A 17112-nucleotide genomic window follows, 5' to 3' on the forward strand; every position below is an offset into this window, starting at 1 on the left:
CAAGCCGTTGCCACGACTTTTCTCAAAGCATATTTTCCTTGTTAAGTGAATTATTTGCGCATTTTCTGCAGATACCTTACCTTTCATTGGCATGAGTCTGTTCCAGACTTCCTTTTATATTATAAAGTCGCTCCACCCCGATGTCAATTCAGTTTATTTCCGGAGGTGTATTTTTGTCTACTTTTGTGACATTTTTCTATTGAATATCATCCATAATATGTTATATTATTGGTAAGGTGGTGATCGAGTGGATCAGGAGATGCGCGAAATCCTTAATAAGATACTTCATGGCCAGACAGCAATGAGTGAAAATATTGGTTTACTGCAGAAGGATGTCAGCTCCATGAAGAGCGACATCTCAATTCTGCAAAAAGACGTCGGCTCCCTGCAACAAGATGTCAGCTCTATGAAAGGCGATATCTCAGCCCTGCAACAAGATGTCGGCTCCATGAAAGGCGATATCTCGGCCCTGCAACAAGATGTCGGCTCCATGAAAGGTGATATCTCAGTCCTGCAGACTCAGGTGGCTAAAAATACGCTCTTATTGGAAAGCACCCGGAAAGATATCCAAATCATCGCTGAAGTTCAACAAAGCCATTATGAGCAAAACCAACGGGCACATCAGGAAATACTCACTGTTATAGATACCCGATCAAGCACCATCGAATCAGCGGTTAAATCTATATCCTCTACCCTAGGTGAAATTCAGGAAGATAATCAATCCTTTGACACAATAATCGGGCGGCATGCCCGCTCTATAGAAACCATACAAAGAAAATTAGCAAAGGCACTCTAAACGAGTGCCTTTAGCATTTCTTAATAGTGTATTCCTCTCTTTTACTTCTTCATCCCGGTATAGATGAAGACTGCATCTCTAAGGAATTCTGCGGCTCCCGGCTGCCGCTCATCATAATAAACTGTAAATCTCGGATCATCCACATACATCTGAGCCAGTCCGGCATGAGCCTCCTTAGAGTAGCTGGGCCAGGAGTAGGTGAGCCACTGGCGATGGAGATCGGCCGTTTTCTGAGCCAGCTCCCCGGCAGGATCTCCGGTTTTGAAGGCCTCACAAAGGGTGACCAACACCTCTTCTCCAAGCTTGGTGAACTCAGCGTACTGCTCCTTGGTCATGTTCATCAGCTTCCGGTTGGATTCCTCTACAGTCTCTTCACCATACTTTTCCCGGATTTCCTCACCGTATTTGGCTTCATTCTCCTCAATCATCTTACGTTTAAATCCTTCAAACTTTTCTTTGTCGGACATAGTGATTCTCCCTTCTTTTTGAGCAATGGTTTTTTCAACATTGACAATGAGCTGCTCCAATTGCTCTCTTTTTTCCAGAAGCTTCTCACGATGTTCCCGCAGTGCCTTTGCTCCATCAAAATCAGGAGAGGTTACCATATCTTTAATACCCTCCAAGCCCATCCCCAACTCCCTATAGAATAAAATTTGCTGCAAGCGGTCAACTTCTTGTTGTCCATAGATCCGATACCCTGAAGAAGAGATTCTGGCCGGCTTAAGAATCCCGATCTCATCATAGTATCTGAGGGTTCGTGAGCTGACTCCTGCTAAATGAGCCAATTTCTGCACTGTGTATTCCATGTGATCACCTCCTGACGAAATTAAGAATACACCTTAACGTAACGTCAATGTAAAGAGGGAAAATGAAAAAATTTATTAAAAATTATCGATAATAATCAACTTAAAATTCCCAGCAATTGTTCAAAGCTATCCATGGCTTCAGTATAATTTTCCACACGGCCAAAGCCATAGCTTGCATAGATAAAAGGAATCCCAGCCACTTGAGCCGCCTTGGCATCTCCCAGGGTATCTCCCACGTAAACCGGATTCTTCAGCTTATTGCGCCTCATGATCAGCTGAATGTTTTCACCCTTGGTCAGACCCGTTCGGCCCGGATTTTCATAATCCACAAAGTACTTCTCCAATTGATGAGCGAAGAAGAAGGTCTCAATATAACCCACCTGGCAATTGCTGACGATAAAAAGCTTATATCTTTGGGCAAGAGTTGCCAACGTCTTCTCCACATGAGGATACAAAATCCCCCCATGCTTCTTCAAGTACTCGCATTCGATCTCACCGCCCCGCTCCATGATTTTACTCCGAGCCTCTTCTGAAAAAGAAGGGAAGAGCTTCCTCCCGATCTCGGGAATCTGAAGCCCCATCACTCCTTTGATTTGGTCGATGGACAGTTCATCGGTGGGCAGCCCCTGCTCACGGCCATATTCTTTTAAGGCCTTATTCCAGGACACCCGCACCGGCTCAGTAGCATCCCATAACGTTCCGTCCAAATCAAAAATAATACCATCACTATCCTGCAATTTTTTCATATCATACTCACTTTCCTGCCAAGTCATTGGGGTTGAAGTATCCGACGGATATCCTTGACAAAGGCAGTCACCGCTTCCTCCTTTGTCGCCCAGGATGTCACCAAACGAATAGCAGTGTGCCTCTCATCTACTTTGCCCCAAATTTCAAAATGATAACTCTCTTTCAACTCTTGTACCACTTCGTTGGCGAAAATAGGGAAAATCTGATTGGAGGGGGATCCCGAAAGAAAGCTGACTCCTGCTTCTTTTAAACCATCCCACAGCTTATACGCCATACTATTGGCGTGGGTCGCCAAGTCAAAATACAGATTATCGCGGAACAGCTCCAGGAATTGAATCCCCAGGACCCTTCCTTTGGCTAAAAGGGCACCCTTTTGCTTCATATGATAGCGAAAATCCTGTTTTAATTCCTCATTGCACAGCACCAAGGCTTCCCCCAGCAGTGCCCCGTTTTTTGTCCCGCCGATATAAAAGGCATCTACCAAGTCGGGCAATTCGGATAACGTCAAATCATTTCCGGCAGAGCACAAAGCTGAACCGAGTCTTGCTCCATCCATAAAGAGGTAGAGCTTCTTCTCCCGGCAAAATTCACTGAGAAGCCTAAGCTCCTTTTTAGTGTAAATCGTTCCTACTTCCGTGGCGTTGGAGATATAGACCAGCTTAGGCTTCACCATATGTTCATCGGTATGAGCATTGAGGATTTCTTCCACGTGGGCAGGGGTTAACTTGCCATCCTTCACCTCGGCTGTCAGAACCTTATGACCAGTGGCCTCGATGGCTCCCGTCTCATGGACAAAAATATGGCCGGTATGAGCCGCGATAGCAGCCTCATGAGGTCTCAAAAAAGCGGCAATCGCGATCAGATTGGTTTGCGTGCCTCCAGCCAGAAAGTGAATATCTACTGCATTGTTCCCCAGTTTTTTACGGAGAATCTCTGCGGCCGCTTGGCAATAGCTGTCTTCACCATATCCACTCTCCTGGACATAATTCGATGTCAGCAAAGCCTCCAGAATTTGCGGATGAGCACCTTCGCTATAGTCGTTTTTAAAACTGATCATGACTTCTCCTCCATTGCTTTCCTAAATAATTGCGCTTCTTAAAATATTAGCCCTGCTATTTATTACCTAGAACAATCTGGGCAGAGCTGCAACCAAACACTCCGGATCATCGAATTTCGGGGAGTTGACCCGGCTTGTCACCTCGTAAAGAGACATCTGGTCAGCCGGATAAGGGGTAAGAAGACTTTTTAAGAGCCGGCTGTCCGTCACCTGGGGATCTAACCAGATAGATTCAGCTTCTCTGGACAGAATCACAGGCATCCGATCATGCAAAGGCTGGATCAGCTCATTGGCTGTGGTAGTAATGATCGTGCAGGAATGGATCATTTCCCCGTCCGGGGATTTCCAGGTATCCCATAGACCGGCTAAGCCAAAGAGCTCATTGTTTTTCAAGGTAATCCGGTAAGGGTACTTGCGGCGTCCCTCTCTCCTCCACTCATAAAAACCATCCGCCACAACCAGACAACGCCTCCGCGGCAGACTGTATTTAAAGCTCGGCTTCTCATCCACAGTTTCCCCTCGGGCGTTGATCAATGTATTGCCTATGCTTATATCTTCAGCCCAGTAGGGTATAAGCCCCCATCTGTACATAACTAAACGATTCGAGCCATCGTTAATGATGACCGGAATATCTTGTGAAGGCGCCATATTATAGCGTGGTACCAGGTTGTCTGCAGAGACTTGGAAACGCGCCAGAATATCCATAGGATTAAAAAGAATCAAACGTCCGCACATGATTTCGGCACTCCTTTAATTAAGTCCTACAGCTATTCTACCGGATCATCCCTGATCAGTAAAAGCATCAATTTGCTGTCAGTTAACAGTCAAGGGATACCCGGCACCTTCTAAACGCTGGATAATGCGCTTTTGATGTTCAAAGCTTTGCGTTTCCAACAGCATATGAACACGGGCTGAGCGCAGGGGAACGGCTAAATCATAGCGGGAGTGTTCGATGTTGATGATATTGGCCCGTTCCTGGGCTATAAGCTCGATCACTTTTTCCAAGTTGCCGGGTTGATCCGGCAAAAGAAGCTGACAGGCCATGGTACGCCCGGAACGCCTCAGTCCCCGCTCGATAATCTGGGCCAGGAAATTCACGTCAATATTTCCCCCGCTCAGGATGAGAACCGTTTTCTGCTCCTTAAGATCCAGCTTACCCTGAAGCGCCGCCGCTACGGCAACCGCCCCGGCTCCTTCAGCAAGGGTTTTGGTGCGCTCCATCAACAGGAGAATAGCTTGACTAATCTCTTCTTCTTCAACCGTCACCATCTCATCCACATAATGGCGGACTGCTGCGAAGGTTAGATCACCTGCCCTTTTCACCGCAATGCCATCTGCCAAAGTACTGGCCTGTCCTAATGGCTCGGGCCTGCCTATGCTCAGCGCGTGAGCCATGCTTGCCGCTCCGGCCGCTTGGACACCGATCACGCGCACGGAAGGCTTCAGGGATTTCAAAGCCACAGCAATCCCTGCGATCAGCCCTCCTCCCCCGATGGGGACAAGAACCGTATCCACTTCAGGCAGCTCCTCAAAAACTTCCAAGCCGATGGTTCCCTGCCCGGCCATAACTTCCAGATCATCAAAAGCATGGATAAACGTGGCTCCTGTTTCCTTTTGGATCTCTACTGCCTTCTGATAAGCATCATCAAAAACCGCTCCGGACAGAATGACCTGGGCTCCGTACCCTTCCGTAGCGGACACTTTGGCTAGGGGGGCATTTTCCGGCATGACAATTGTTGCGGGAATACCGATACGGGCAGCCGCCATGGCTACCCCTTGGGCATGATTGCCGGCGGAAGCGGCCAGGATTCCTTTTTTCTTCTCCTCTTCAGAAAGCTTCAAGGCTTTATTCATAGCCCCCCGAACTTTAAAGGAACCGGTCTTCTGCAGATTCTCCAGCTTAAGGTAGATCTCCGTCCCGGCCAGGGCGCTTAGATTGCTTGAATGATCCAGAAGTGTCCGGTGAATATAAGGGTGAATGGCCTGTTGTGCCTCTTGAATCTGTTCTAACGTCAGCAGTGTGGACATGATCAACGCTCCTTGATGTTCACAGTATGTAAAAACTTTCTATCATTTAGTTATTATGGCATAAAAAGCAGGGCTGATAAAGCTCTCCCAACAAGTCTTCATTGCCCTCCTTCCTAAACTTAGTATGTGCAGAAAAAGTCTGCCCCACCCATTATCGATCTAAATCGCTGCGTCTTGCCTATAAAAATGACACTCCCGCAAAGGAGTGCCAAATCGTCTGGAGATATTAAGAAAACCTTTAAACAGCTTCTTTCTTAAACGGCTTTTTGCGTACAAGGAGCACTTTTCCCGCCGCTGATGCTGTCCAAAAACATTTGATGAATTCTTCTGTCCCCGTTCAATTCCGGGTGAAAGGAAAGTCCGATTTGATTCTTGTAGCGGACGCCAACGATATCCCCGTTGACCTTAGCAAGAATCTCCACACCCTCTCCTACGGACTCAATATAGGGTGCTCGAATAAAGGTCATCGGCACCTTGCCCAAATCCCCGAACTGCTCCTCGGTGTAAAAGCTGCCCAATTGTCTGCCGTAGGCGTTGCGCTTGACCCTTACCGGTAAGGTGGCAAAGTAACGGGCCGAATCATTGGCAAGCTCCTCAGCAAGAAGAATCAGGCCGGCACAGGTAGCCAAAACGGGAAGACCGGCAGCGATTTTTTCCCGCAGAGGTTCAAACATATCCAGCTCCCTGAGCAGCTTGCCCTGGGTCGTGCTTTCCCCGCCGGGGAGAATCAGCCCCTCAACATCCTGGCGGGCATCTTTGCCGTTGCGCAGCTCAAGGCACTCTACCCCCAGATTCTGCAGGATCTTCTCATGCTCGATAAAGGCTCCTTGCACAGCCAGTACGCCTACCCTCATCTTACTTGCCCCGCTCTGCCATCAGCAGCTCGATTTCCTGTTCGTTAATCCCCACCATGGCTTCACCCAGATCCTCGGAAAGCTCTGCCAACACCTTGGGATCCTGGTAATTGGTCACGGCTTTGACGATGGCTTGGGCTCTTTTTTCCGGATCTCCGGATTTAAAGATGCCGGAGCCTACAAATACTCCTTCAGCACCCAGCTGCATCATCAGGGCCGCATCCCCGGGAGTTGCCACACCACCGGCGGCGAAGTTGACCACCGGCAGGCGTTTGTGTTCATGAACATAAAGCACTAACTCATAGGGAACCTGCAGCTCTTTAGCCTCCTGGAACAGCTCGTCTTCCCGCATACCGGCAAGGCGGCTGATTTGACGATTGATCATCCGCATATGGCGCACCGCTTGAACTATGTCTCCGGTACCCGGCTCCCCTTTAGTACGAATCATGGCAGCCCCTTCATTGATGCGGCGCAAAGCCTCTCCTAAATCCTTCGCTCCACACACGAAAGGCACCTTGAATCTGGTCTTATCGATGTGATAGACATCATCAGCCGGAGAGAGCACTTCACTCTCATCGATATAATCGATTTCAACAGCCTCCAAAATCTGGGCCTCCACAAAATGACCGATGCGGCATTTCGCCATCACGGGAATGGAGACGGCTTCCATGATTCCTTTAATCATTTTCGGATCGCTCATGCGGGAAACTCCGCCGACCGCCCGGATATCCGCCGGAATTCTTTCCAGTGCCATCACCGCACAGGCGCCGGCCGCTTCCGCAATCTTGGCCTGCTCCGGAGTGGTCACATCCATAATTACGCCGCCCTTTAACATCTGAGCCAGCTCTTTGTTCAATTCATATCGTTTACGATCCATTGAAAACCCTCACTTTACAACTAAGATATCATTGAGTATACTCAAAACTGGATATATTAAAATGTTCAATTCAAAAATAAATCATATGACCAATTCCATAAGGAGGAGCCCATTATGCTCACTTATTCCTTTGAAACCATAGGGTCAGAAAGCATGTATGAATATCTCTATCACTGCATCAAAACCGATATTCTGCAAAAAAAATTAAAGGCTGATGAAAAACTTCCCTCCAAACGGGTTTTTGCCAAAAATCTGGGGGTCAGCGTGATCACTGTCGAAAATGCCTACGCCCAGCTTGCTGCCGAGGGCTATATCTATACCCAGCCCAAACGGGGCTATTTCGTTGCCAACCTGGAAAAACAAACCCTCCACCCTTCTCTGGAAACATCGCAGAATGGGCTCCAATCTAAAAAAGAGCCGGCCTATTATGCCGACTTCGTCAAAAATTCCGTAGCCCCGGACTCTTTTCCCTTTTCAGTCTGGGCAAAACTGCTGCGGGATGTGATGGATACGGAAAGCCAGGCTTCCCTGCTTGCCGACACTTCTGTGGGTGGGGTCATGAAACTCAGACAAGCCATTGCCGAGCATCTTTATCAATTCCGGGGTCTGTCGGTAGAGCCGGAGCAAATTATCGTCGGCGCCGGAACCCAGTACCTTTACAGCGTTATTATTCAACTCCTGGGCAGAAAGCTCACCTACGCTGTAGAAGATCCCGGCTATACCCGGCTCTCCAAAATCTATGAAAGCAATGATGTCCAGTGCTGCCATATCCCTATGGATGACTGCGGGGTCATCCCGGAGTCCTTAAAAGAGTGTGGAGCCGATATTCTTCACATCACTCCCTCTCATCACTTCCCCACCGGCATCGTCATGCCGGTCAGCCGGCGCTATGAACTCTTAAGCTGGGCAGCCCAGGAGAACGAGCGCACTATCATTGAAGATGACTATGACTGTGAGTTTCGTCTCTTCGGCAAGCCCATTCCTACTCTGCAGAGCATTGACGTCATGGAGAAAGTCATCTATATCAACACCTTCTCCAAGAGCCTTGCCCCCACCTTCCGGATTAGTTACATGGTCCTTCCCAAGCATCTGGTAAACCGTTTTTATAGCCAGTTAGGCTTTTACTCCTGTACTGTCTCCACCTTTGAACAGTTCACCCTGGCAAGGTTTATTTCCGAAGGGTATTTTGAAAAACATATTAACCGCATGCGAACCTATTACCGCAAGCAGCGGGATGCCATCCTCAAGGCCCTCCGTCAAAGTGAGTTAAACCCCTATATCACCATTCAGGAAGAGGACTCAGGGCTGCATTTTTTAATGGAAGTGGCCACGGATGTGAATGACGCCCGGTTGATCGATGCCGCCAAAAAGTCCGGAGTTCGTATTTCCTGCGTCTCCCAGTATTATCACGGCACACCCGATCATAAAACCCACAAGATCATCATCAATTACTCAGGTTTAGAATCCGCAAAGATTGAAAACGCTATCCAGCGGCTGAGCCAAAGCCTTGTGGAAGGAGTTTTATCCCTCTGACAGCAAAACAGGGGTGGCTGATATTCCGAAACTATCAGCCACCCCCTTAAAATTTGCCTATTGTTATTTAACCTTTTTTCTCTTGCTAAACTCTCCAAAGCTCTATCTATACTTACTCAGCTGTTTATTCATAAACTCAGGAAGAGAAAAACAGCTGGCCATGATTTGCTCATTCACATACAGGGCGTCAAGCTCTTTCATGCGAGCTTCATTTGGTATAACATACCCCTTTGACCCTAAGGTAAAGCTCCACAATCCACCGGGATAGGTAGGCACCACAGCTGTAAACATCTTCGTCTTCGGAAAAATATCATGAACCCGTTCAAAAATCTGTTCCATAACTTCTCCATGAAAAATCGGGGACTGGCTTTGGCAAACCATCAGGCCATCCTCCTCCAGAGCATTGAATATACTCCGGTAAAAGCTCTTTTCAATCAAGACTTCCGCCGGCCCTATGGGATCCGAGGAATCCACAATGACAATATCGTACTTGGTCGGGGAGTTTTGGACATAGTTTACACCATCATCAAAAATGAAGTTCACCCGGGAATCAGCTAACCCTCCGGAGACCTCAGGCAGATGTCTCAGACAAACCTCCACCACCATAGGATCGATTTCCACTACATCAATCTGCTCAACACTGGAATATTTGCACACTTCTTTGGCAACGCCACAATCTCCGCCGCCAATAATCAATACCTTCTTCGGGTTGGGATGAATGCTTAAGGGTACATGGGAAATCGTTTCATTGTAGATATGACCATCCAGAGAAGTCGTTTGCACGGCCCCATCCAATACCAACATGCGCCCGAAACTGTAGGAGTCGAGAATCATTACATGCTGAAGGGTTGATTGGGCTTCAACTATGATCTCTTTAATCCGATAATCAATCTTCAGGTTTTCCCGTTCATCTTCCGTCATCCATAACCCATGCTCGTTTTCAGATAAAAAAGTCGGCAATTTCCTAGTCATTTTTTCCTCCATTCAAAAGAACATCTTATAACAGCCCCTGTTATTCCCTTTATTATACCATGGGACAGGAAAAAACTCGCCCCTTGGCCACTTACGAGATAAGCTTTAAGCCGATAACCGAACCTAAAATCATGGTTATAAACACTACTCTTCGCCAATCCTTTGATTCATGATAACGAATCATGCCAATGAGGGTACCGCCTACCACACCGATACCGGTCCAAACGGCATACGCTGTCCCCATCGGCAGGAATCGCAGTGAATAGCCCAATAAAGCAAGACTCGCCCCAAATCCCATAATCAAGAGGCCCACGGTTTTCCAAGTGCGGCTTATCTGCAATTGATTGATCATAGCCACCCCAAATGCTTCAAGCAAACCTGCTAAACATAAAGTGAACCAAGCCATTACGCATCAACTCCTTCTTTGCTCCGCTCCCCTGTAACCGCTTTTAAACCAAATACCCCTGTTAACAGGATTAAAATCAGCAGGACTTTTGCCCATTGAAAGGGCTCTTCAAAAAAGAAAATTTCCGAAATGACCGTACCGGCTGTGCCCAATCCTACAAAAACAGCGTAGACCGTCCCGGCAGGGAGCACCTGTCCCGCCGTAATCATCAAATAATTGCTCACAATCAGGGCAATCACCGTACCGCTCCATGTCCACACATCATGGGAATGGGCTAAGCCAATCACCCAGAACACTTCCAGGAAAGCAGCAACAAAGACTTTATACCAATGTTTATTCATAGAACATTTCCCTCCACTTTAGGTTTTTTCCAAATTAAAAAGCCCAGGAGATACTGTTCATCAGTCTCTCCCAGGCTTTTATCCCTCCGTGACACAGCCAGGCTGTGAGTTTTCTCTCGGACCAGACCAACAAAGCGTGTTGCGGAACCCTAGAAAACATTTTTTTATAAAATTATGGTGCGCCACCACGGATTCGAACCGTGGACCTGCCGATTAAGAGTCGGATGCTCTACCAGCTGAGCTAGTGGCGCAAGCATTATTATAATATACCCATCGGGAAAGTTTTGCAACAAAAATTTCTACCTGTCACCTTTACTGCGATCTCGATATTCTATAATTAAAGCGGTAATAATACCAAAAAATGCGGCAGCAAAAAGAAATACAGCCAGTATAAATTTCCCCAAATCTTCAAACCCCTCGCCGGCCCGAACAAACCTTGCCAAGTAATAATAGTAAATGGATAAGCAAAGGCATAAAGCCCCTGGCAAATATTTCAGAGATTTAATTCTTGATGCCACTTTTCCCAGCAGAACAGTTATCCCAATTGAAACCAGACCAACAGCCAGTATCATGAGTATTAATCGATCCATAGCAAAACCCTCTCTTTTCTTTCCTTAGTTTATCCGCGCCGGTTTGAAATAATAAGCCATCTCATACTATCACGAATAGCTTAAAAAAACTGACCTCAGTCAAAATTACAAAAAAATATTGGGTTATATTTTATTAATAAGGTACAATATTAAAGAGTAAACCTAATATGCATTAAAAGGAGAGAAAACTATGCTTACTGGTGCTGAAAAAATTACTGATGTTGTAGAGAAATACCCACAGTCGGTAGAAGTCTTCCAAAAATACGGCATGCATTGCTTTGGCTGCATGGCAGCCCGCTTTGAAAACGTTGAACAAGGCGCTATGGCCCATGGAATCGATGTCCCCAGCCTTATCAAGGATTTAAATAAGGCCATCGGAAATCAATCGTAACTTGAAATAAGTGGAGAACACAACGGCTGACACGGTTCATTGGAACGTGTTCAGCCGTTTTTACATTAATGGTTAACCTGTTATACTATTATTGGATTTTTTTTATGATAGCACTCTTTAGATAGCATGTTCATAAAATCATCATAAAATATTCAGCTTCTTTTCAGTTTCTGATCAGGTTTGACTCAGAGTAATGTCTTATACTTAGGTCATTAAGAGAAATCTTTGTTCAACGATTTTATACACAAGGGGGTTCAATCTATGAATGAGATGAATGAGAAAAAAAACCGGCTACTTCCTTTAGCAGCTTTATGTATTATCAGTGCTCTTCTCGGCGGAGTCTCATCTGTATCGCTTCTTCAATATGTCTATCCGGAGACTCTTAGCGCTATCGAGGCGCAAGCCACTCTAAATTCCCCGGGCACCGCCAGCCCCGTGACCCTTCTCGCCAATACCCAAACGGATGAATCCAATTCCCCTGTGGTTCAAGTAGCCAAAGACGTGGGCCCCGCAGTAGTGGGAGTCTCCAATTACCAAAATGTTTCCAATACCTATAGGTACGGATTCGGTTTAGGCTCCAGGAACAATACCCAGAGCTCCGAGTTAGTGGAAGCAGGAACCGGTTCCGGATTTATCATTGACGCTCAGAATGGTTATATCGTGACCAACTACCATGTTATTGAAAACGCCCAAAAAATCACAGTTAGTCTTAGTGATGGTCGCAACCTTGAGGCCAAGCTGATCGGCTCAGACTCCCGCACTGATTTAGCTGTCCTGCAGATCTCGGATACCAGTAATCTCACTGAAGTAAAACTGGGGGACTCTTCCCAAATTGAAGTAGGGGAATTTGTCGTCGCCATCGGGAATCCGGGAGGAAACAAGTTTGCCCGCTCTGTAACAGCAGGCGTTATTTCCGCCACCAATCGTACTCTCCAGATGTCCGGCGAGTCCACCCTTTATAATATGCTGCAAACAGATGCCGCCATCAATCCCGGCAACAGCGGCGGCCCTCTGGTCAATTACTCCGGGGAAATCATCGGCATTAACTCAGCCAAATATGCTGAAAGTGGATTTGAAGGTATGGGCTTTGCTATTCCCATCACTGAAGCCACTTCCATCATCACCCAACTTATTGAAAATGGCGCAGCAAAACATCCTGCTCTCTTAGTCTCGGTCAGCGATCAATACCTTCTTTATGCCAAAGAGCAAAATCTACCCCTGGGGGCCTATATCTATGAAGTCAATCCTGAAGGACCTGCCGGAAAAGCGGGAATCCAGGAAGGCGATGTGATTACTCATGTTAATGATGTCAAAGTGGAAAACTCCACCGAACTGATTGGAGAGATTTATAAGCACAATGTAGGGGATAAAGTGACCCTGACCTTTATTCGCGACGGACAGACAAAAGCGGTACAAGTCACCCTTGGGGAAATAACTACCTAATATAACCTAAACAATATGACCCGAAAAGAGCCCTCTTCAGGAAAAACCTGAAGAGGGCTTTATAAAAGGGTGTTGAAGGCAGGTTATGGTTATTTCATGACAGCCGTTGGCAACATAAGTGAAAGCTCGGGGAATACCACGAGGACAATCAGCATCACAATCATCACTAAGATGAAGGGAAGAACCCCCATGACCACTTCCCCAAGTTTTTCTTTGGCCATAGAGCTCACCACAAAGAGATTGAGGCCGACCGGTGGCGTAATCATTGCCAACTCCATATTCACCGTCATAACAATAGCAAAGTGAATTGGATCGATGCCGATACTTCTCATAATCGGAAGCAAAATAGGCAGGGTGATCAAGATAATGGACACTGCCTCTAAGAAGGTTCCCATAACAAAGAACATTAACTGGGTAAGTAAGAAGAAGACGAAGATATTAACGCTGGATTCACCGATCCAAGCAGCCACCTTATTAGGTACCTGATTATTGGTGAGGAATAGAGCAAAGACCATGGCTGCCGCAATGATCAGGAAAATCATGGAGGTTGTATTGATGGTTTCCACCAAAACCTTGCGAAAATCTTGCGGACGCAATTCCTTATAGACAAAAAGAGAGATGATTAGAGTATAGAAAACTGCCACAACAGCTGCCTCTGTGGGTGTACAAATCCCCGCATAAATACTGCCGAGAATTAAAACAGGCAGAAAACTGGCAGGTATAGCCCTTATCGTGGATTTCCAGCGCTCGCTCCAAGTCGCTTTCTCTGTCTGTCCATAGCCGTGTATTTTGGCATAAACAATGGCTATAATCACCAGAGTAGAAGCGAGGATGAGACCCGGAATGATGCCGGCCATAAATAGCTTGCCGATGGAAGTATCAGAGGTCACCCCGTACACGATCAAAGGGATACTGGGAGGAATGAGGATACCTAAGGTTCCAGAGGCAGCAATCAAGCCCATTGTATAACGCTTAGGATAACCACCCTTTAGCATAGCCGGCAGCATGATAGCTCCAATCGCCGCCGCTGTGGCTGGGCTGGAACCGGAAATCGCGGCGAAAAGGGTACAGGCAAGAATCGTGACCACGGAAAGTCCACCAGGCAAATGACCGATCCAAGCCTTTAAACATTCGATGAGATATTTGGATACCCCTCCCCGGGACATGAGTACTCCCGCCAGTACATATCCGGGTATCGCCATGAGCGGTGCTGTATTGATTCCGGCAAACATTCTTTGGGGTATCATCATGAGATTAAAGTCTGATGTAAGCGTGAAAATGAGAATAGTGGACATGGCCAAGCTAATCGCAATGGGGACATGCAGAAGGAAGAGAACAACGAAGATACTAAACAGTAAAGCTGTGGTCATCAGACTTCACGCTCCTTTCCTGCTCCGTCATCCAGTCCTTGCCGCCATTTTTCAACGTTTCATAAAGTTTAACCACAAAACGCATAGACAAAAGCGTTCCCATCAAAGGTAAGATAAAGTAAACAATATATAAAAATATTCCCGTATCCGTGGACTTCTGCCCTGTTTTGTGTACAAACGCTACCAGCTCAAAACCATAGCGAAGAACAAAGATACCAAAGAGAAGTCCTACCATATGGGCAAAAATAGTGACCATAAATCGGCCCCTTAAGGGTAGACGATCATAAAGCATTTCCACTGATATATGGTGATTATTCCTTAAGGCCACACTGGCTCCAATCAAGGTCCCCCAAATAATTAACCACTGCGAGATTTCATCCACCCAAGGTTGAGGGTCATTAAAAAAATAACGCATGATTACTCCGTAAAAGATGACGGTTACTCCGATGAACAACAATCCACCAGCAAGGATGTCCTCTAAAAAATTAAACGCCCGCCAAAACCGCTTCATTAAAACACCTCTCTTCTCTCTTAATCCATTGTCATTGCTTTATCTGTCATAATTTGCTTAAATTTATTTATTATTGTTTAAATTTGTCTATTAGCGCGATAAAAAAGGGACGGGGTAATCCCGCCCCAATTTTACCCTCTATGAATGTCTATCATTGATTGGCCGCACGAGCAGCGTCTATGATGTCTTTACCAATGACACTTTCAAACTCTGCAACCACAGGCTCCATAATTTTTACGAACTCTGCCCGTTGGGCTTCGTTAAGCTCTACAACCTCCATGCCGGCGTTTTTCAGATTCTCGAAACTCTTCTGATCTAAATCCTCGGCCAATTCAACGGCATAATCAGTAGCTTCAGCCATTGCTTTTTCCAAAGCTTCGCGAATATCGCCGGGCAGCCCATCCCAAAACTTAGTATTAACAATAATACAATAGTCAAGGCGCCCATGGTTAGACACTGTTAAATGCTTTTGGACTTCGGCGTATTTTTGAGTGTCAATATTGTTGAAGGTGTTTTCCGTCGCATCAACAGTACCTTGCTGTAAAGCGGTATAGGTTTCACCAAAGGGGATAGTAGCGGAGCCCGCACCGAGGGCCTTAAATTGAGCTTCCAGAACACTACCGGCTTGGACCCGGAATTTCAGGCCTTTGAAATCTGCCGGGGTCACCAAGGGATACTTTCCGTTGACAAATTGCTTAAAACCGTTAGGCCACATTGCCAACAACCGCACACCATAGTTATCCAAGCTGTTCATCAACTTCTTATTAGCATCACTTTCCCAAAACTTATACACAGCGTCATTATCTTTAAACAAGAAGGGTAAATCCACATATTGGAACTGGGGATTCATCCCTACCAATTTGGTAATAGAAGGAGCAATGATATGGACATTCCCTGCCTGTACTGCTTCTAACTCTTCTTTGTCGCCATAAAGCTGGGAAGAAGGATAGACTTCCACTGTAACCCGCCCATCTGTGTACTTCTCTGCCAGCTCTTTAAACTTCTCTGATGCCAGCCCTTTGGGGGAATCAATAGTGGTAACATGGGAGAATTTAACGATGATAGGATCGGCTTTTTTCTCTCCGCCATCGACAGCAGTAGCAGCGTTACCAGAGTTGCTGCTATTGGATGAAGATGAGCAGCCTGCCAAGGCTAACGCCATAATTAAAGTGATTACCATAAACAAGGTCAGGGATTTGTGATCTTTCTTGAAATAAAACATCATTCCGCCTCCTCAAAATTCTTTGGCCTATTTACTTAGGTTTTATCTCTATGTCTCCTCCTAAACTCTCTACCCCTTTGTAAACTAACCTCTTAGCCCCACCTCCTTTCAGGAATTACGCATTAGATCAACTAATTCAGTACCGATATCCTCAGCCAGCATTTCATAAACCGGTGCTAAGGCCTCTTCTAAAGCCTTCTGTTCCTCAGCATTTAAGTAGTGAATCTTAATCTCTCCCTCTCTTTCTAACGCCGCTAATTGTTGGGCATTGACCTCTGCAGCTTTTTCCCTTTCCCAAAGAGTCACTTCCGCCAAAGCCTCTTCTAAGATTTTGCGGATACCTTCAGGCAATCCTTCCCAAAACTCCTTGTTAACGATGACTATATAACCCAAATATCCGTGGTCACTAATTGTTAAGTATTTTTGGACTTGATCAAAACGCTGCGTGAAAATGTTGGATATGGTATTTTCTTCTCCATCTACTCCACCTGTCTCTAAGGCCGCATGAACATCACTGAAGGCGAGAGGATAAGCGACGGCGCCGAGAACTTCGAATTGGTACTTTAGGGTGTTTGAAAAAGGCATGATGCGAAATTCCAGTCCCCTGTAGTCCTCAGGTCGCTGCAAGGGATGTGAGCTATTGGTCATTTGCTTAAACCCATTATGCCAAACGGCCAACCCCAGCATGCTATGTTCCTCCAGTCGAGCCAATAGCATTTGACCAACTGGCCCATTTACGAAGTGAGGGATATTCTCTAAATTATTAAAAGCATACGGTAAGTCAAAAAGCTGCCACTCGGGGATCATTGCCGATAATTTGGAGGTTGCCGGAGCAATCATTTCTATTGCACCATTTTTTAAGGCATCAAATTCTTCCCCATCTTTATAGAGTTCAGAATTAGGATAGACTTGAACCTCCACGTATCCCCCGGTTCTTCTTCGCACCAGCGAGGCAAACCGCTCTGCCGCCAATCCTTTGGGAGAATTTTCAGCAACCACATGGGAAAACTTAATAACAATCCTTTCATCCTTAGTAACTTGTTGTTGATCAATCACATTTCTTTGGCAGCCAGTAATCCACAAGAGCAAACAACCCAGGATAATAGCATATATTTTTGTACTCATTGACCGCCCTCACCTTGTGATTATTGCAACTAATTATTTATAT

19 protein-coding genes, 1 tRNA gene and 1 riboswitch are annotated in these 17112 nt (G+C 46.2%); of the genes, 4 read left to right on the top strand and 16 right to left on the bottom strand.

Translation table 11 applies throughout. From position 1 onward, the window contains the following. Positions 1-247: 247 nt before the first annotated feature. Positions 248-796, top strand: a complete 549-nt coding sequence (locus DESLBE_RS11240; RefSeq protein ID WP_144676847.1) for a hypothetical protein — start codon at positions 248-250, stop codon at positions 794-796. Positions 797-837: 41 nt separating this feature from the next. On the opposite strand, the gene DESLBE_RS11245 is transcribed toward DESLBE_RS11240, so the two are convergent. The 7 genes from DESLBE_RS11245 to pdxS form a co-directional block, all read right to left on the bottom strand. Further along, a complete protein-coding gene (locus DESLBE_RS11245; protein WP_144676849.1) occupies positions 838-1602 on the bottom strand; it encodes a MerR family transcriptional regulator in 765 nt (254 codons plus the stop codon). A gap of 95 nt (positions 1603-1697) precedes the next feature. Continuing rightward, positions 1698-2375, bottom strand: coding sequence for an HAD family hydrolase (locus DESLBE_RS11250; protein WP_172625419.1), 678 nt, complete (start codon positions 2373-2375; stop codon positions 1698-1700). Beyond that, a complete protein-coding gene (locus DESLBE_RS11255; RefSeq protein ID WP_144676853.1) occupies positions 2372-3406 on the bottom strand; it encodes a low specificity L-threonine aldolase in 1035 nt (344 codons plus the stop codon). The genes DESLBE_RS11250 and DESLBE_RS11255 overlap by 4 nt, the downstream gene beginning before the upstream one ends. Before the next feature lie 66 nt (positions 3407-3472). Then, a complete protein-coding gene (locus DESLBE_RS11260; RefSeq protein ID WP_144676855.1) occupies positions 3473-4141 on the bottom strand; it encodes an SOS response-associated peptidase in 669 nt (222 codons plus the stop codon). Positions 4142-4219: 78 nt separating this feature from the next. Next, on the bottom strand, positions 4220-5434 hold the full coding sequence (gene ilvA / locus DESLBE_RS11265) for a threonine ammonia-lyase (RefSeq protein WP_144676857.1): 1215 nt from the start codon (positions 5432-5434) through the stop codon (positions 4220-4222). A gap of 254 nt (positions 5435-5688) precedes the next feature. Continuing rightward, positions 5689-6288: a pyridoxal 5'-phosphate synthase glutaminase subunit PdxT gene (gene pdxT, locus DESLBE_RS11270; protein WP_144676859.1), complete on the bottom strand. Its 600-nt coding sequence runs from the start codon at positions 6286-6288 to the stop codon at positions 5689-5691. 1 nt (position 6289) lies between these two features. After that, a complete protein-coding gene (gene pdxS / locus DESLBE_RS11275) occupies positions 6290-7165 on the bottom strand; it encodes a pyridoxal 5'-phosphate synthase lyase subunit PdxS (RefSeq protein WP_144676861.1) in 876 nt (291 codons plus the stop codon). Between the two features lie 114 nt (positions 7166-7279). Between pdxS and DESLBE_RS11280 the strand changes: the two genes are divergently transcribed. Continuing rightward, positions 7280-8698, top strand: coding sequence for a PLP-dependent aminotransferase family protein (locus DESLBE_RS11280; protein WP_018306273.1), 1419 nt, complete (start codon positions 7280-7282; stop codon positions 8696-8698). A gap of 102 nt (positions 8699-8800) precedes the next feature. On the opposite strand, the gene speE is transcribed toward DESLBE_RS11280, so the two are convergent. The 5 genes from speE to DESLBE_RS11305 all read right to left on the bottom strand — a co-directional run bounded on the left by speE (position 8801) and on the right by DESLBE_RS11305 (position 11007). Continuing rightward, positions 8801-9670 carry a polyamine aminopropyltransferase gene (gene speE / locus DESLBE_RS11285; RefSeq protein ID WP_018306272.1) on the bottom strand — a complete coding sequence of 290 codons (870 nt, stop codon included), beginning with the start codon at positions 9668-9670 and terminating at the stop codon, positions 8801-8803. Between the two features lie 91 nt (positions 9671-9761). Next, positions 9762-10076, bottom strand: a complete 315-nt coding sequence (locus DESLBE_RS11290) for a multidrug efflux SMR transporter (RefSeq protein ID WP_005813576.1) — start codon at positions 10074-10076, stop codon at positions 9762-9764. Continuing rightward, positions 10076-10417, bottom strand: coding sequence for an SMR family transporter (locus tag DESLBE_RS11295; protein ID WP_005813573.1), 342 nt, complete (start codon positions 10415-10417; stop codon positions 10076-10078). The genes DESLBE_RS11290 and DESLBE_RS11295 overlap by 1 nt, the downstream gene beginning before the upstream one ends. 65 nt (positions 10418-10482) lie before the next feature. Beyond that, positions 10483-10581: riboswitch (guanidine-I (ykkC/yxkD leader) on the bottom strand. Between the two features lie 11 nt (positions 10582-10592). Beyond that, a tRNA-Lys gene (locus DESLBE_RS11300) sits at positions 10593-10668 on the bottom strand. Positions 10669-10716: 48 nt separating this feature from the next. Continuing rightward, a complete protein-coding gene (locus tag DESLBE_RS11305; RefSeq protein ID WP_018214033.1) occupies positions 10717-11007 on the bottom strand; it encodes a hypothetical protein in 291 nt (96 codons plus the stop codon). Positions 11008-11197: 190 nt separating this feature from the next. Between DESLBE_RS11305 and DESLBE_RS11310 the strand changes: the two genes are divergently transcribed. Next, a complete protein-coding gene (locus DESLBE_RS11310) occupies positions 11198-11398 on the top strand; it encodes a DUF1858 domain-containing protein (RefSeq protein ID WP_005813569.1) in 201 nt (66 codons plus the stop codon). A 261-nt stretch (positions 11399-11659) separates the two neighbouring features. Further along, complete coding sequence (locus tag DESLBE_RS11315) at positions 11660-12841, top strand: trypsin-like peptidase domain-containing protein (RefSeq protein ID WP_005813567.1); 1182 nt, start codon at positions 11660-11662, stop codon at positions 12839-12841. 89 nt (positions 12842-12930) lie between these two features. On the opposite strand, the gene DESLBE_RS11320 is transcribed toward DESLBE_RS11315, so the two are convergent. The 4 genes from DESLBE_RS11320 to DESLBE_RS11335 form a co-directional block, all read right to left on the bottom strand. Next, complete coding sequence (locus DESLBE_RS11320; protein ID WP_005813565.1) at positions 12931-14211, bottom strand: TRAP transporter large permease subunit; 1281 nt, start codon at positions 14209-14211, stop codon at positions 12931-12933. Then, the gene (locus tag DESLBE_RS11325) at positions 14189-14722 is read right to left on the bottom strand and encodes a TRAP transporter small permease (protein WP_018306270.1); all 534 of its coding nucleotides are present in this window, start codon (positions 14720-14722) and stop codon (positions 14189-14191) included. Before DESLBE_RS11325 ends, DESLBE_RS11320 begins: the two co-directional genes overlap by 23 nt. Positions 14723-14873: 151 nt before the next feature. Then, complete coding sequence (locus tag DESLBE_RS11330) at positions 14874-15947, bottom strand: TRAP transporter substrate-binding protein (RefSeq protein WP_005813561.1); 1074 nt, start codon at positions 15945-15947, stop codon at positions 14874-14876. Positions 15948-16052: 105 nt separating this feature from the next. After that, the gene (locus DESLBE_RS11335; RefSeq protein WP_005813559.1) at positions 16053-17069 is read right to left on the bottom strand and encodes a DctP family TRAP transporter solute-binding subunit; all 1017 of its coding nucleotides are present in this window, start codon (positions 17067-17069) and stop codon (positions 16053-16055) included. Between the last annotated feature and the right edge of the window lie 43 nt (positions 17070-17112).

Source organism: Desulfitobacterium sp. LBE (assembly GCF_007830365.1).
GTDB lineage: Bacteria > Bacillota > Desulfitobacteriia > Desulfitobacteriales > Desulfitobacteriaceae > Desulfitobacterium > Desulfitobacterium hafniense.